This window comes from Candidatus Palauibacter sp. (assembly GCF_965208055.1).
Classification (GTDB): Bacteria; Gemmatimonadota; Gemmatimonadetes; order Palauibacterales; family Palauibacteraceae; genus Palauibacter.
The window spans coordinates 1315044-1329539 of sequence record NZ_CBDBNY010000004.1; the positions used below are offsets into that span (position 1 = coordinate 1315044).

15 protein-coding genes are annotated in these 14496 nt (G+C 67.8%); 1 reads left to right on the forward strand and 14 read right to left on the reverse strand.

Annotated elements, in window-relative coordinates:
• Positions 1–10 precede the first annotated feature (10 nt).
• The 6 genes from accC to ACOGXI_RS05975 are packed head-to-tail and all read right to left on the reverse strand — an operon-like array spanning position 11 to position 4768.
• Positions 11–1354 carry an acetyl-CoA carboxylase biotin carboxylase subunit gene (accC, locus tag ACOGXI_RS05950; RefSeq protein ID WP_419937968.1) on the reverse strand — a complete coding sequence of 448 codons (1344 nt, stop codon included), beginning with the start codon at positions 1352–1354 and terminating at the stop codon, positions 11–13.
• A 16-nt stretch (positions 1355–1370) separates the two neighbouring features.
• The gene (gene accB, locus ACOGXI_RS05955) at positions 1371–1868 is read right to left on the reverse strand and encodes an acetyl-CoA carboxylase biotin carboxyl carrier protein (protein ID WP_419937969.1); all 498 of its coding nucleotides are present in this window, start codon (positions 1866–1868) and stop codon (positions 1371–1373) included.
• Positions 1869–1870: 2 nt separating this feature from the next.
• Positions 1871–2434 (reverse strand): elongation factor P, encoded by a 564-nt coding sequence (gene efp / locus ACOGXI_RS05960; RefSeq protein WP_419937970.1) that lies wholly within the window; start codon positions 2432–2434, stop codon positions 1871–1873.
• Between the two features lie 9 nt (positions 2435–2443).
• On the reverse strand, positions 2444–3529 hold the full coding sequence (locus ACOGXI_RS05965) for a M24 family metallopeptidase (RefSeq protein ID WP_419937971.1): 1086 nt from the start codon (positions 3527–3529) through the stop codon (positions 2444–2446).
• Complete coding sequence (gene aroQ, locus ACOGXI_RS05970) at positions 3526–4026, reverse strand: type II 3-dehydroquinate dehydratase (protein WP_419937972.1); 501 nt, start codon at positions 4024–4026, stop codon at positions 3526–3528. The genes ACOGXI_RS05965 and aroQ overlap by 4 nt, the downstream gene beginning before the upstream one ends.
• Positions 3998–4768 carry a tetratricopeptide repeat protein gene (locus ACOGXI_RS05975; RefSeq protein WP_419937973.1) on the reverse strand — a complete coding sequence of 257 codons (771 nt, stop codon included), beginning with the start codon at positions 4766–4768 and terminating at the stop codon, positions 3998–4000. Before ACOGXI_RS05975 ends, aroQ begins: the two co-directional genes overlap by 29 nt.
• A gap of 269 nt (positions 4769–5037) precedes the next feature.
• Between ACOGXI_RS05975 and ACOGXI_RS05980 the strand changes: the two genes are divergently transcribed.
• Positions 5038–6873, forward strand: coding sequence for a peptidylprolyl isomerase (locus ACOGXI_RS05980; RefSeq protein WP_419937974.1), 1836 nt, complete (start codon positions 5038–5040; stop codon positions 6871–6873).
• Between the two features lie 64 nt (positions 6874–6937).
• On the opposite strand, the gene ACOGXI_RS05985 is transcribed toward ACOGXI_RS05980, so the two are convergent.
• The 8 genes from ACOGXI_RS05985 to ACOGXI_RS06020 form a co-directional block, all read right to left on the reverse strand.
• A complete protein-coding gene (locus ACOGXI_RS05985) occupies positions 6938–7180 on the reverse strand; it encodes a Sec-independent protein translocase subunit TatA/TatB (protein ID WP_419937975.1) in 243 nt (80 codons plus the stop codon).
• A 39-nt stretch (positions 7181–7219) separates the two neighbouring features.
• Positions 7220–7501, reverse strand: coding sequence for a DUF4321 domain-containing protein (locus ACOGXI_RS05990; protein WP_419937976.1), 282 nt, complete (start codon positions 7499–7501; stop codon positions 7220–7222).
• 3 nt (positions 7502–7504) lie between these two features.
• Positions 7505–8491 (reverse strand): polyprenyl synthetase family protein, encoded by a 987-nt coding sequence (locus ACOGXI_RS05995; RefSeq protein WP_419937977.1) that lies wholly within the window; start codon positions 8489–8491, stop codon positions 7505–7507.
• Between the two features lie 64 nt (positions 8492–8555).
• Entirely contained in the window at positions 8556–11537 is a 2982-nt protein-coding gene (locus ACOGXI_RS06000) for an LPS-assembly protein LptD (RefSeq protein ID WP_419937978.1), read from the reverse strand.
• Between the two features lie 125 nt (positions 11538–11662).
• Positions 11663–12460, reverse strand: coding sequence for a twin-arginine translocase subunit TatC (tatC, locus tag ACOGXI_RS06005; protein WP_419937979.1), 798 nt, complete (start codon positions 12458–12460; stop codon positions 11663–11665).
• Complete coding sequence (gene nrdR / locus ACOGXI_RS06010; RefSeq protein ID WP_419937980.1) at positions 12457–12969, reverse strand: transcriptional regulator NrdR; 513 nt, start codon at positions 12967–12969, stop codon at positions 12457–12459. The genes tatC and nrdR overlap by 4 nt, the downstream gene beginning before the upstream one ends.
• Before the next feature lie 42 nt (positions 12970–13011).
• Positions 13012–13812 carry a tetratricopeptide repeat protein gene (locus ACOGXI_RS06015; protein ID WP_419937981.1) on the reverse strand — a complete coding sequence of 267 codons (801 nt, stop codon included), beginning with the start codon at positions 13810–13812 and terminating at the stop codon, positions 13012–13014.
• Positions 13813–14373, reverse strand: coding sequence for an OmpA family protein (locus ACOGXI_RS06020; RefSeq protein ID WP_419937982.1), 561 nt, complete (start codon positions 14371–14373; stop codon positions 13813–13815).
• Between the last annotated feature and the right edge of the window lie 123 nt (positions 14374–14496).

Here is a 14496-nt window from a genome sequence, read left to right on the forward strand (position 1 = left end):
CGATCGCCGCTCACGAGCGGGTCAGGAACCGCTCGACGAACCCCGTGTCGATGTTCCCCGAGACGAAATCGGGATGGGCGAGCACCTTGCGGAGGAAGGGAACCGTCGTGTGAACCCCTTCGAGGATGAACTCCTCGAGCGCATGGTAGGCGCGGATCCGCGCCTCTTCGCGCGTCCGGCCCCAGACGATGAGTTTGGCGAGCAGCGAGTCGTAGAACGGAGGGACGATGTAGCCGGCGTAGATGTGCGTGTCCACGCGCACGCCGGGACCTCCCGGTGCGTGAAACGCCGTGACCGTGCCGGGCGAGGGGCGGAAGCCCTGCTCGGGATCCTCGGCGTTGATCCGGCACTCGATCGCGTGCCCCTGGAACTCGATCGGCTGAGGGATGGCCAGCTTCTCTCCGGCCGCGATCCGGATCTGCTCCTTGATGAGGTCGACCGAAGTCACGAGTTCGGTCACGGGGTGCTCGACCTGGATCCGCGTGTTCATCTCCATGAAATAGAACTGGCCATCCGGCGCGAGCAGAAACTCCACCGTCCCCGTGCTCTGGTACCCGATGGCCTTCGCCCCGAGGATCGCCGCCGCTCCCATCGCCTCGCGAAGCTCCGGCGTGACGGCCGGACTCGGCGCCTCCTCCACCAGCTTCTGGTGCCGCCGCTGGCTCGAGCAGTCGCGTTCCCCGAGGTGCATCACGCGCCCGTGGCGGTCGCCGACGATCTGGACCTCCACGTGACGGGGCCGCTCGATGAGCTTCTCGAGATACACGGTCGAATCGCCGAAGTTGGCCTCCGCCTCGTTACGCGCCATGGCGAAGAGGTTCCGGAACTCCGCTTCCTCGAAGGCGGCCCGCATGCCCTTCCCTCCACCGCCGGCGGCCGCCTTGATCATGACCGGGAACCCGATGCGGCGGGCTTCCTCCAAGGCCTCCGTCTCGTCGTCGACAGGCTCCGGCGAGCCCGGGACCACGGGGACGCCCGCCTCGATCATCGTCTTTCGCGCCTCCGCCTTGTCCCCCATGCGGCGGATCTGCTCCGGCGTGGGCCCGATGAACACGAGACCGCTCCGTCCGCAGATCTCCGCGAACTCGGCGTTCTCCGCCAGGAAGCCGTAACCGGGATGAATGGCGTCGGCGCCCGTGATTTCGGCCGCGGCGAGGATCTGCGGGATATTCAGGTAGCTCTCGCGCCCGACCGGCGGCCCGATACAAATGTCCTCGTCGGAAAAGCGGACATGGAGCGAGTCGTGGTCGGCCTCCGAATACACCGCGACCGTTCGGATATCGAGTTCACGGCACGCGCGCAGGATGCGGAGCGCGATCTCGCCGCGGTTGGCGATCAGGATCTTGCGGAACATGCGTCCGGCCGCGGCTTCAGTCGGGCTCGATGCGGAAGAGCAGCGCGCCGTACTCCACCGGCTCGGCGTTGTCGACCGCAATCTCCCTCACGACGCCGGCGACATCCGACTGAAGCTCGTTCATGAGCTTCATCGCTTCGAGGATGCAGAGCGTCTGGCCGGCCTCCACCCGGTCTCCCACGGATACGAAGGGGTCGGCGTCGGTGGCGGGCGCGCGGTAGAAGGTGCCGACCATGGGCGAGAGCACCTCGAACAGCCCCGACGCGGGCGCCGTCTCGGCCGGTGGGGAGGCGGCGGCGGCCGGAGCCTGCGCGACCTCCACGCTGCCGGCCGCCGCGGGTACCGCCGCCGCAGGCACGGCCGCCGCGGGTACCGCCGCCGCCAGGCGCGGGGACTTTCGGATCCTGACGCGGGTCGGGTCTCCCGTGTCCGAGCCGACAAGCTCGATGTCGAGGCCATCCACGCCGGAGTCCTCGACCAACTCGATGAGTCCCTTCAGCCAATCCAGGTCCATGGTCAGGTCACCCGCGTGATGTACTTGTTTTCCGTCCTGTCGACGCGCACGACATCGCCGATCTCGAGGAAGAGCGGCACCTGGATCACGGCGCCGGCCACCAACCGCGCCGGCTTCGTTCCGCCCTGGGCCGTGTCCCCCCGCACTCCGGGGTCCGTCTCGACAATCTCCAACTCGACGAACTGCGGCAGTTCGATCGCGAGCACGACGCCGTCGCGGGTGAGGCTCTGGCACTCCATGTTCTCCTCCAGATACTGGAGCTGGTCTTCCCCGATCTGATCTTCCGACATCGGAATCTGCTCGAAGGTTTCCATGTTCATGAAGTAGTACAGCTGGCCGTCCGTGTAGCTGTACTGCACGGGCCGCCGTTCCAGGCGCACCTCCCTGACCTTTTCTCCGGCCCGGAAGGTCTTGTCGATCACTCCTCCCTCCATCACGTCCTTGAGCTTCGTGCGGACGAAGGCCCCGCCCTTGCCCGGCTTGACGTGCTGGAAATAGGTGATCGAGTAGAGGGTGCCCTTGAGTTCGATCACCATCCCTCGACGAAAATCCGAAGTATCTGCCATGGTATCCTGCTAGAGCCGGACAAGGGCGCGTGGAAGGCGGGTCAGCGTGCGGACACCGGCCTCCCCGATCCGCACATCGTCCTCGATGCGCACGCCGCCGCGACCGGGAAGATACAAGCCCGGTTCCACTGTCACCACGTTTCCCGCCTCCAGGACGTCGTCGGAGCGGGACGAGAGGCTGGGGCCCTCGTGCACGTCGAGTCCGATCCCGTGCCCCGTGCCGTGGCCGAAGAAGCCGTCCATGTCTTGGCGCGCGAACGTCGCTCGCACGGCCAGGTCCACAATCCGGCAGGCGACCCCGTTGCCCACGGTTTCGAGCGCCTTCGCCTGAGCCTCGAGTACCTGCTCGTGGAGGGTCGCCTGCCACGGCTCTGGCGTCCCTCGCACGAAGGTGCGCGTGAGGTCGCTGCAGTAGCCGTCGACGCGGGCGCCGAAGTCGATGAGGAGGAGATCGCCGGGCTCGACGCGCCGGTCCGTGGGTGTCGCGTGGGGAAGCGCGGAGCGTTCTCCCGCCGCGACGATGGGGTCGAACGGGAGCGGCTCCGAGCCCCCGCGGCGGAGTTCCATCTCGAGCGCGGTCGCGATCTCGCGTTCGCTCGGAGCGGCGGACCACTCCATCGTCGACAACAACCGGTGGAACGCACCTTCCGCCACCTCGACCGCACGTTCGATGGCGTCCACCTCGTCGCGGCTCTTCACCTGCCGCAACGTCCGGACGAGATCGCCGAGCGGGACGAAGGCGATATCGGGGAGCGCGTCGCGGAGAGACTCGTGGTCGGCCACCGTCAGGCCCTCGGCCTCGAATGCGATGGGCCCCGCCGCGTCCGCCGCCACGTCGGCGACGCCGCGGATCCACCCATCGCGGCTGATATGGGTGCGGATCGGATCCGTCACTTCGACGCCCACCTGCTCCTCGTACCGAAAGTCCGTGACGAGCACCGGCGGACCTTCAAGGGGGATCCACAGAACCCCGGCGGAACCCGTGAACCCGCTCAGGTAGCGGACGCTGGATCGGGCGGTTACGAGGACCGACCGGCGGTCGGCGGCCTTCGTCGTCGCTTCGAGCCGAAGGCGCCGCGCGTCCGGCGGCGTCACTCCGCTCCCGCCCCGGCGCTCCCGCGAAGATGCCGGATGAGCGCCTCGAGACCGAACAGGTAGCTCGAGGCCCGGAATCCGGCGATGACGCCGATCGCGAGGTCGGAGAGGAGCGACGTGTGCCGGAACGGCTCGCGAGCGAACACGTTGGAGAGGTGGACCTCGACGAAGGGACGGCCGGAGCCGTCGAGGGCGTCGCGGAGCGCCACGCTCGTGTGGGTCAGGGCGGCGGCGTTGACGAGCCACGCATCCACCGCGCCGGTGTTCGCCTGCACCCAGTCCACGATCTCGCCTTCGTCGTTGGACTGGAAGAACGTGAGCGAAACGCCGTCCGCGCCCGCGCGCTCCCGCAGCAGCGACTCGATCTCGGCCAGCGTCCGGGTGCCGTAATGGTGGGGTTCGCGGCTCCCCAGGAGATTGAGGTTCGGTCCGTTCAGGACGCCGATGCGGGCCGGCTCGCCCACCCGCTCAGTCCGGTCTCGCGGGAGCTTCGCCATCGAGGATCCGGCGCAGCTGCTCGCCGATCGACTCGGGGGCGACCGCCGGGTCCGCCACCTCCGTCCCGCCCGCGGCGGGCGGGGCGTCCCGCGGCGTTCCGGTCGAGGTGGCCGCGGGGCGACGGGGGGATTGTTCGTCGGCCTCCTCCGCGCGACGACGCACCTCGGCGAGCACGGCGATGAGATCGGCGTTGTCCGGGTCGCGCGCGAGCATCTGCTCGTACACGGCGATGGCGCGGTCGAAGAGGCCCTGGCTCGCATACAGCCCGGCCAGCGTGGAGGTTTCGATCCCCCCGGGCGGAACGGCGGCGGAGTCCGACGCCTCGCCCCCCGGAGCGGGCCGCGCGTCGGCTTCGTCGCTTCGCCAGGCTTCCTCGAGTTCCTCCAGCCAGTCGTTCGCCGAAGCGGCGGCGCCGGGACCGCCCGCCCCCGTCTCGACGCGCTCGACGCCCAGCGCGATGCAGGCGAGAGGGTTCGCCGAATCGAGCGTCAGGATGTGCTCGAATTCGACTCGCGCCGCCTCGTCGTCTCCGAGTTCGAGCAGCACGCGGGCGTGGAGCAGGCGCGCGTCCAGATAGTACGGGTGTTCCCTCAGCCCATCCCGGATCACGCTCAGCGCGCGCTCGCGCTCCCCGGCTTGCCGGTACAACTCGGCGAGACGCGCGAACGTGTGGGTGCGCGACTCCAATTCGCCGTAGCGCAGGAGTTTTTCGATCTCCACGGTCTGGTCGTCGGCGGCCACAGGCTTCGCAGGGAGAAAAGCGGCAGGTTCGGGCCTTCCGACCCGGTCCCCGGCAACATACCGACCATTTTTTTCGGTTGTCAACGAACGTCGCGGGAATGCGGCGGGGCTTGCGCCTTTCGTTGCCCGGAACGCTGGGCCGGCGTACGTTTTCGGCCGATCACGGAACCAGCGGCCTGCCAGGACGGCCGCTCGCGTTCCGGCCCCGGCGCGGCCGCGTTCGGGCGACTCGATTCAAGACGAGAAGGTGGGTTCGGCGTCTAATGTTCATGCGGAAGATGCGCGGCAGCGCGAGCATCGTGATGGGCATCATGGCTGCAGCCTTCGTGGGCTGGCTGGTGTTCGACGGGATCAACGCGATGCAGGGAGGGAACCTCGGCGGGCAGGTCAATCCCGTCGTGGGGCAGGTCGGAGGACAGGACGTCCGCTACAACGAGTGGAACATCTTCCTCCAGAACCAGCTCGCGTTGAGCCGCGCGGCCGACCGTGGCATGACGGACGAGGATGTGCGCGTCGTGACCGAACGGGCCTGGGAGAGCCTGATCGGCGCGACGCTGATCCAGGCGGAGCTGGATCGGCTCGGGGTCACCGTGTCCGACGCGGAGGTTCGGCAGGCATTTCTCACCCAGCCACCGCAGGAGATGTTGAGCTACCCCGGGTTCCAAACGGATGGGCAGTTCGACATCGACAAGTACCGCCGGTTCTTCACGGACCCCGCGACGGATGAAACGCAACTGCTGCAGATCGAGAACTACTACCGCTCCATCCTTCCGCGCGCGAAGCTGCAGACGCTCGTCCAGAGCGGGATCTACGTATCCGAGGAAGAAGCGTGGCGGTTCTATCGGGATACCAACGAGCGGGCCCGCGTCCGCTTCGTGCGGGTCGATCCGGGCCAGACCGTGGCGGACTCCCAGGTCGCCGTTTCGGAGGATGAGATCCGGCGGGTCTACGACGAACGCGTGGACGAGCTCATTCGGCCGGCCAGCGCCCGCGTGAACATGGTCAGCATCTCGCTCCGACCCTCCGTCGCCGACTCGGTCGCCGCCCGCGAACGTGCCGCCGAACTCGCGGATCGCGTGCGGGGAGGCGAGGACTTCGCCGAGGTGGCGACCGCGGAGTCCGCGGACTCCATCTCCGGCGCCGAGGGCGGTTTCATGGGCAAGCGTCCGATGAGCGCCTTCGACCCGCGGCTCGCCGAAGTGGCCGCGGACGCCCCGCTTGGACAGGTCACGGATCCGGTCGAGACGCCGTTCGGGCTGCACGTCCTGCAGGTCGACGAGCGCACCGCGGACTCCCTGGCGCTGCGCCAGATCTACGTTCCGTTCGAGATTTCCGGCGCCACCGAGGACTCGGTGTTCACGCTCCTCGACGACCTGGAGGACCTTGCGCTACGCACCGACCTCCTGACCGCCGGCGACTCCCTGGGAGTGACGATCCGCACCGACGTGCAACTCCTGGACGGAGTGGACTTCATTCCGGGCGCCGGCCAGCTGGGGGTGGCGAGGGAGTGGGCCCTGGGCCCCGAGAGCGAGATCGGAGACCTGTCGGACTCGTTCGAGAACCCGGCGGGGTTTCACCTGGTCGAACTTCTCGGACGGCGGGACGAGAGCACGATTCCGTTCGAGGAGGCCGAGATCGGGATTCGCGCGGAACTGCTCGTGGAGAAGAAGAAGGAACGGGCCGCCGAACTGGCCGGCGGCCTGCTCGACGCGGTCGCGGCCGGACGTCCTCTCGATGAGGCGGCGGAGGAACTCGGTTGGTCGGTCGAGGAGACCGGATCATTCCGCCGGGGCGATTTCGTCCCGGGACTGGGTCAGGGCACGGAGGCGGTCGGCTTCGGGTTCGGGGCCGAGGTCGGCGAGTTCAGCGGCGTTCTCGACGCCGGAGATGCGGTGGTCGTCGTGGAGGTTCTGGAGCGCGAAGCGGCCACGCGGGACGGGTTCGAGGAAGTCCGCGACGCCGTGCTGGGGCAGCTGAGCTTCGAGCGTTCCCAGCAGTACGTGCAGAAGTGGCTGGCTGCGCTTCGCGAAGACACGGTCGTCGAGGACCATCGCGCGAGGCTCCTCCTGCAGCAGGAGGCCCAGCCCATGATCCCGGGCTTCTGATCCCGAACCGCTGACGACCGGCTCGGCCCCCGCCGGGTACGCCGGCTATCGGCCGGCGATACGACTAGTGTTCGGAGTTGGCGGAGCGGGCCTGCGCGGTCTCCTTGGTGGCGGAGGCCGCCGACGGAGGCGCGGTGTCCCCCGTGATCTCGGCCCGCACGTCGCCTTCGACCTCCTTGATCGAGCCCTTGAACTCACGGATCCCCCGGCCGAGAGAACTCCCGATCTCGGGAAGCCGCTTCGCGCCGAAGAGGAGCAGGATAGCGAGGAAAACAAGCAGCAACTCCCATGGGCTCAGACCGAACATCTCAGACTCCTTGGTTGTGGCTCATCTCCCGTGTCCCGGTCAGAGAAGCGACCGGGCGAACCAGGCGACGAGCACGACCCCGACGACGCTCAGCACGTTCAGGCGCAGGACGATCGGCCCCAGCGTGAAGGCGAGCACCTTGAGATCGAATGCAAGCGGCTGCAGTGAAGCCGCGACCGTTGTAATGAAGAACTGACGCGCCGCTGATGGGGGCAACGTAACCGCCATGAGTTCGGTGAGCAGCCCCCCGAGCACAAATCCCCCCGCGATGATGAGGATCAGGCGGATCGGGGAGCGACTGCGTCTGCTTGCGAAGTTCACTCGCTACCGTACTCTCTCGACGACGTAATCCACGGCGAGGCTCAACGCTTCCAGGCACGGACTCGCCGGTAAGCGCCGGAGCTGGTCCCGGGCCCGGCCCGCCCGCGACCGCGCCTCCTCGCGGGCCGTCTCCACGCCTCCATGCGCTTCCACGAGATCCACGATCTCCTGCACGGCCTCCGGGGAGGGCTCCGGGTCCGCGAAGAGCCCCTCGACGGCGCGTCGCTCCCCCCACTCCATCTTGGGCAGAGCGGCGATCAGGGGCAACGTTACCTTGTGTTCCTGCAGGTCCTGCCCCCGCGGTTTGCCCATCACTCGAGTCGACGATGAATAGTCGAGCAGATCGTCGACGATCTGGAACGCCATCCCAAGGTGATGGCCGTACGCGCGCATGGCGTCCCGATATTGCGGCGCCCCGGACAGCGTCCCGAGTTCGCACGCCGCGGACATCAGGGAAGCCGTCTTGTGTTCGCACAGCCTCTCGTAGTCAGCGCGCGTGAAGTCGAGGCCATCGTGGAGTACGAGCTGCCGCATTTCCCCGATCGTCATGCGGTTCGCCGTGTGGGCGAGGAGGGCGACCTGTTCGAGCTTGCCGAGCGCGACGACCTCGATGACCGCGCGCGAATAGAGGTAGTCGCCCGCGATGATCGCGACCTGGTGCGTCCAGCGGTGGTTGACGGTGGGCCGGCCTCTTCGCCTCGCGGAGTGATCGACCGCATCATCGTGTACGAGGGTCGCCACATGCAGCAATTCGACGATGGCCGCCAGCTTCACGGCATCCGGGGAGGGGCGCCCTCCCACGCCGTTGGCGAGGAGGAGCAGGGTGGGCCGCAGGAGCTTCCCGGAGCGCGCAAACAGGTAGTCGCCCACCTCGTCGAGGGCCTCGAATCCCGATGGCGCCATCCCGCGCAGCTCGCGCTCGACGGCAAGGAGCCGGTCCGCTACGGGCAGGCGGACTTGTTCCAGATCGATGGCGGTGGTCGGGAGCATACCCTCCTCGGCGCGCGAATCGCGCATGAAGTGCACGGGAATGTCGGGAGCCCCGAGAGGAATGTCAAAAGCGCCCGAGGCCCGACCCGCCGGAACCGAAACCGCGCTGGCCGTCCTGCGTCTGCTGGTCGTAGTCGAACTTGATATCGGGGGCGTCCTGGAGGCTGACGCTCATCTGGAAGATGAAGTTCCCGTTCGGCGAGCGGGCGAACATGAAGGTCGCGATCCACCGGTGCAGGGCGCGGTCGAGCGTGATGAGGTGCTCCCCGAACTGCTTGTTCGTGAGGTTGTACGTCGTCCGCCACGCGAGACGCCAACTCGGCGTCGGATTGAGTGAGAGGACCGCGTTGAGCGACTGCCGGTCCTGTGAACTCTGCTCCTCCCGGCCGCGCTGAAGCGAATAGGTCAGCGCCAGCGTCCACGGGCCGCCGGCCCGCAGGCCGGGGTCCGCCGGATCCGGATTCTCGTCGAAACTCTGCAGCCGGTATCGGGAATCGGCCGCATTCCGCAGGCGGCTCTGGGTCGCGGCTCCAGCGGTGCCACTCCCTCCACCCCCGCCGCCCAGTCCGAGCAGCCCGCCGAGACCGCTGGCTGAGCTGAACGTGAAGCTGCCCGTCAGGCTCGACAGGATGGGGGCGAACATCCGATCCTGCCCGGTGCCCTCGAACAGGTCGAGAGACATGTTCAGAGACAGTCCCCTCAGCAGGTCCGAGTTGACGCGGTGCGACCAGCGGTCCGTCGTCAGCGGCGACTCATCCTCGCGGGACCAGTCGAAGGTGAGAGGGCTCGAGTTGATGCCCAGGAGAACGACGTTCCGGCGCGGTTGGGCGCGGCGCGGCGCGTCGGGATCCGCCGGGTCCCCTCCGGCGCGGGCCATCGCCTCCTGCGCGGCGTCGGCCACCCCGCCGGCCGTTTCGGCGGGATCCTCTTCGGCGGGACCTGCTTCGGCCGCTTCGGTCTCCGGCGCCTGAACCCCGACCGAATCTCCGGCCGCGGCGAGGGAATCCGCCTCGGACGCGGCCGCGCCAGGCTCCTGGCCGGTCGAGTCGGCTTCGAGCGAGCGGCCCTCCAGGAGCGCTTCCGCTTCGGCGTCGAGTTCGACTTCTTCGCGCAGCTTGGCTTCGAAGGTCTGGTTCAGCGTGATGCGAAGCCGATTCTCCTCCTTGGCATTCGACACCGGGAACCCGGGGATCGACAGCAGCGAATCGGAGGCCTGCACGGCCGGCGAATAGTCGTAGTGAAAGCGTGGCGAGACCTTGTGGCGGATCCGCTCGAACGGCCCGACGCCGGGGAGAAACCCGTAGACATCGGTGGACACGGCGGCTCCGAAGCGGAGACGCGTCGGCGCGGTGATGAACTCTCCGTTCGTGTCATCCGACTGGAACCGGCTCGCGTCCACGCTCAGCGTGGGACGAAGCGTCGTGCTCCCGATGAGGTCGATCTGGTAGTCCGCCTGCGCTCCGTAGTCCAGCTTCGAAACGCTCCCGGACACCGCGGATGCGGTGGTGTCGGCGCCGGGCAGCGGCTGGAACGGAAGTACCGTGTTCCGGTTGAAATTCGTCCTGCCGCTGACCCCGAAGGAGCCGATTCGGATGGCGCTGTTCGCGGACGCAACTTCGGTTCTCCTGCCGTCGTCCTCCTCCTGGGTCCGGTCCAGGCGCGAAGCGGAGAAACCGCCGTTGACGACGATATTGTTGAACGGCCCGCTGCGGTTGCGCGGCGCGCGGAAGAGGGTCAGGGGGGAGAAGGTCATCTGAAGCTTGGGCAGCGTGAGGTCCGTCCGCCCCTTCTGCGCCCCCAGATCCTGGCGCCGGCTTCCGCTCAGGTTGACGGACGCGAAGGGGAACCGGTGCTGGACGCCGACATCCGACGCGATACGCTGCGTCTGAATCGTCGGGTCGAAGGTCTGACGCTCGAAGACGGTGGTGTTCGAGATGAAGTTGGCGTTGACGCGGATATCCGTGACGGGGGTCAACTCGTGGCGGTGCCGCATCTGGAACTGCAGCGTCTTCTCGTTCCCGAAGCTGTAGCTCGCGATGACATTCCCGCGGAAGAACTTCTTGATCGAGCGGTATCGGACCGCCCCGTTGAGGCGCGTGAACCGTCCGCTGAACCAGTCGGCCGTCGCCTGCGCATCCATGAAATCGTTCAACGCGAAGTAATACCCGAAGTCGGTGATGCTCCGGCGGGCGTTGGTGGAGGATGCGACGACATCGTTGAACCCGAAGCGCGGAGGCAGAAAGCCGCTCCTGCGTTCTTCGCGAATGTCCTGCGCGAAGAACGGGAGCCAGGCGACCGGCACATTCTGGATGTAGAGGGTCACGGGCCAGGCCACGACGATGTCGTCCGACACAACCTTGATCTGCCCGGCGCGGAAGTAGTAGTGCGGTTCGTCGGCTTCGCACGAGGTGAAGTTCCCGGTCTCGACGAAGGCGGTGCCGGAGCCGCGCATGGTCATGAGGCCCCGGATGAACCAGTCCGCCCCCTGCTGGGCGAACGAGGTTCGCGCATCCGCGACGGTGCCCTTGGTGGCGGAAACGTCGTAGTTCAGACACTCGTCGGAGATGACGTTCTCCCCTTCCCCGGTGAGCGAAATGTTGCCGCAGCCCGTCACGAACTGCAGACCCGCCTCGTAGGTGATCGTGTCCGCATCGATGGTGGACTGCTCGTACATCACCTGTGCCTCTCGCGTGAGCTGCACACGCTGCCGGTCGACGTCCAGATCGACCTCGCGCCCCTGGTATCGGACAGCCTGATAGCCCGGTTCTCCGAGGAGCTGTCCGAAGATGTCGTCCTGTTGCGGGAAGGGCGGGTCCGTCGGGCCGGCATCGACGGTGTCCGCGGCGGCCGAGTCCGGAAGCGCGGGGACCGCCGCGGCGGCCGAGTCGCCGACCGCGGCTGGGTCGCTCACGGCGGTGGAATCGTCGGCCGCTGCGGAATCCCCGACGGCTGCGGAGTCGCCGGCCGCGGCGGAGTCCGCCACGGGGATGTCCAGCGTGTCCCGCGCGGTGGAGTCCCGCGGCAGGGAGTCTCGCCCCGCGACCACGACCGTGTCGGTATCCGCCCGAGCGGTGAACTGGAGCGGGCGGGCGCCCGCGGGCGCGGCGCGCGCCGTTTCGGTTGCGCCGAGACCGCCGAGCAGGACCGCCAGCGCCAGGAGCGTGCGCAGCCTCAGTCGGAACTTCCTTCCCCGGAGGTCTGCTCCGCCTCCCGCTCCTGCCGGCGCCGCCGGAGCACCTTCGTAATGATGATGGAAGCCTCGTAAAGCAGCATCATCGGGACCATCATCGCGAGCATCGAGTAGGGCTCGGCCGGCGTGAGGAACGCCGAGATCACGGCCATGCCGACGATCGCGTGCCGCCGGTACTTCGCGAGCCCCTCCGGCGTCACGATCCCGAGCAGCGAGAGAAAGACAAGAACGACCGGAAGCTCGAAGATGAAGCCGAACGCCAGCATCAGTCTGATCGAGAAGGTCAGATACTCGTTGATCATGATGACGGGGTTGAGCTGCTCGCTGTAGAGCGTCAGAAGCACCCTGAGCCCCAACGGGAGCACCAGGAAATACGCCATCGCGATGCCGGCGCCGAAGAGGACGGTTCCGGCGGCTATCGCGGGAATGGCAAACTTGCGCTCCCTCTCGTACAGGGCCGGAGCCAGGAAAGCCCAGGCCTGCCAGACGAGGTACGGGAAGACGGCGAGAAGTCCCACGATGAACCCGAGCTTCAGCGTGATGACGAAGGGAGTCACCACATTCGAGAAGTTCAGGTTCTCGCCCGGGAGGAGTGCCGCGATCGGCCGTTCGACGATTCCGAGTACGTCCCACTGCGTGACGGCCACGAGCCCGACGACCATGCCGACAAGAAGCGCGAGGAGCGCCCGGATCAGGCGAGTGCGAAGCTCATCCAGGTGATCCAGGAAGGGCATCTCCGCCTGATCGGTCGCACCCGGGGTCTGTGGCCGCAGCCTCATCCGCTCTGGTCGCCTCCTGCTGAGAACAGATCGACCTGCCCCGCCGCACTGTGCCCGGCGCGTCGCAGCAGTTGTCGCACTTCCTCCATGAACTCCGTGGTGTCCTGGAAGTTCCGGTACACGCTGGCGAAACGCACGTACGCCACCTGGTCCATGGCGCGGAGCCGCTCCATCACGAGTTCGCCCAGCCGCAGGCTGGCCACATCCCGCTGGTCCGCGGCCGCCAACTGTTCCTCGACTTCGTCAACGAGAGACTCGATATCGCGGTTCGATACGGGTCGCTTCGCGCAGGCCACGCGGATGGAGGCGAGGAGCTTCCCGCGATCGTAGGTCTCCGAGCCGCCATCCTTCTTCATGACGAGCAGGGGCTCCTCCTCGACCTGCTCGTACGTCGTGAAGCGTTCGCCGCAGGAGAGGCACTCGCGCCGGCGGCGCGTGGCCCGGCCGCCGCGACTCGTGCGGGAGTCGACGACCCGCGCCTCCAGGTGGTTGCAGCGGGGGCACTGCACGCTAGCCTGCGGTCACCGGACGACGAGTGTCATGTCGCAGAGCTAGCCGCCCAGCTTCTCGCGTTCCCGGCGGGCCTCAGGCGCCTCGGGGCTGTTCGGATAGCCGCTCTCGATCTGGGCGAACAACCGCCTCGCCACCGCCGTGTTGCCCCGTCCCGCCTCGATCATCGCTCTTTGAAAGAGCGCCGCGGGAGCCCGGCTCGAATCCGGATAGAGTTCCGTGAGCCGGCGGTATTCCTCGAGCGCACCGCCGGGATCGTCTGCGTCCTCATAGGTCCGCGCCACCCAATACTGGGCGTCCGGCGCGAACTCGTTGCCGCCGTAGACGGCGAGAAAATCGCGGAAGGCGTCGCGGGCGGTCTCCAGGTTGCCGCGCTGGTACATATCGAGCGCCAACTCGTAGAACTGGGACGCCTCTTCGGACCCGGACGCGGCGGCAGGGCCGGGGTTCGCTTCGGTGACCGTCCGGCCCCCGGCGGGCGGACCCTCCCCGGCCGGCGCGGGGAAACCCATCGGCGAGGGAGTGCCCAGGCGGCGCTGAATCTCGTAGATGTCGTTGAGCAACTGGTTGTTCTGGGCGGACATCTCGATCAGCTGCTCGAAGAAACCCTCGATCCGCCGGATCAGGCGTTCGACTTCTCCCCGACCCGTGGTCTCCCGGCGCTCGCTCGAACTCTCGATCGATTCCAGGTCCGCCTGAACCGCATCGGCCAGCCGGCGCTGACCCTCGGCGAGACCCGCGATTTCATCCCGCAGGGCGTCCCCCATCGTCTCGACATCGCCCCTGGACGCGCAGGCGGCGGCCGCGACGCTCAACAGCACGGCGACCGCCGCCTTCCGCATCTAGATATCTCCGTCCGTGATGACGAACTCACCGCGACGATTCTGCCGCCAGGCCGACTCGTTGCTTCCCCGGGCCAGCGGCATCTCCTCCCCGAACGTCACGACATCGAAACGGCCGGCGTCCAGCCCGAGGCTGGAGAGATAGTCGACCGCGGCCTGGGCCCTCTCCAGGCCGAGCGCCTGGTTGTACTCCAGGGAGCCCCTCTCGTCGCAATGACCCTCGACCCGGAGGCGGATGCCGGGCCGATCCCGCAGCGCGTCCGCCTTGCTCTGCAGGATCGTGGCGGAAGCGTCGGTGATCTCGGATTCGTTGTAGTCGAAGTGAATCCGGGCCACGATCGCCTCGCCGTCCATCGCGCGCTCGATGTCCGCGGGCGCGGACTCCGCGCACGTCGTGCCGGGATAGTCGCTTACGGCCTGCTCGAGCAATCGGCGCGCGGTGGCGAAGTCTCCCTCCTCCATGGCCGCCATCGCCTGGTCGCAGAGCCGGGACGCGGCCGCCTCGCGCTGCGCGCTGTCATCCACGACCGGGGGCGGAGGGGGCGGCGGTGGCGGGGGCACCGGTTCCGGTTCCGGGTTGCCGCTACACGCAGTCGCCAGAAGTGCAACGAGAAGCATGGGAGCGAATCGGTGGCTCAGCCGCATCGAGGTCTCCTTGTTTACGAGTCGCGGGACGAAAATTCG

What these genes read in the sequence shown, in the direction of transcription:
- ACOGXI_RS05980 (WP_419937974.1), top strand. Translation starts at nt 5,038, where the DNA reads ATGCGGAAGATGCGCGGCAGCGCGAGCATCGTGATGGGCATCATGGCT.
- accC (WP_419937968.1), bottom strand. Translation starts at nt 1,354, where the DNA reads ATGTTCCGCAAGATCCTGATCGCCAACCGCGGCGAGATCGCGCTCCGC.
- ACOGXI_RS05985 (WP_419937975.1), bottom strand. Translation starts at nt 7,180, where the DNA reads ATGTTCGGTCTGAGCCCATGGGAGTTGCTGCTTGTTTTCCTCGCTATC.
- accB (WP_419937969.1), bottom strand. Translation starts at nt 1,868, where the DNA reads ATGGACCTGGATTGGCTGAAGGGACTCATCGAGTTGGTCGAGGACTCC.
- ACOGXI_RS05995 (WP_419937977.1), bottom strand. Translation starts at nt 8,491, where the DNA reads ATGCTCCCGACCACCGCCATCGATCTGGAACAAGTCCGCCTGCCCGTA.
- tatC (WP_419937979.1), bottom strand. Translation starts at nt 12,460, where the DNA reads ATGAGGCTGCGGCCACAGACCCCGGGTGCGACCGATCAGGCGGAGATG.
- efp (WP_419937970.1), bottom strand. Translation starts at nt 2,434, where the DNA reads ATGGCAGATACTTCGGATTTTCGTCGAGGGATGGTGATCGAACTCAAG.
- aroQ (WP_419937972.1), bottom strand. Translation starts at nt 4,026, where the DNA reads ATGGCGAAGCTCCCGCGAGACCGGACTGAGCGGGTGGGCGAGCCGGCC.
- ACOGXI_RS06015 (WP_419937981.1), bottom strand. Translation starts at nt 13,812, where the DNA reads ATGCGGAAGGCGGCGGTCGCCGTGCTGTTGAGCGTCGCGGCCGCCGCC.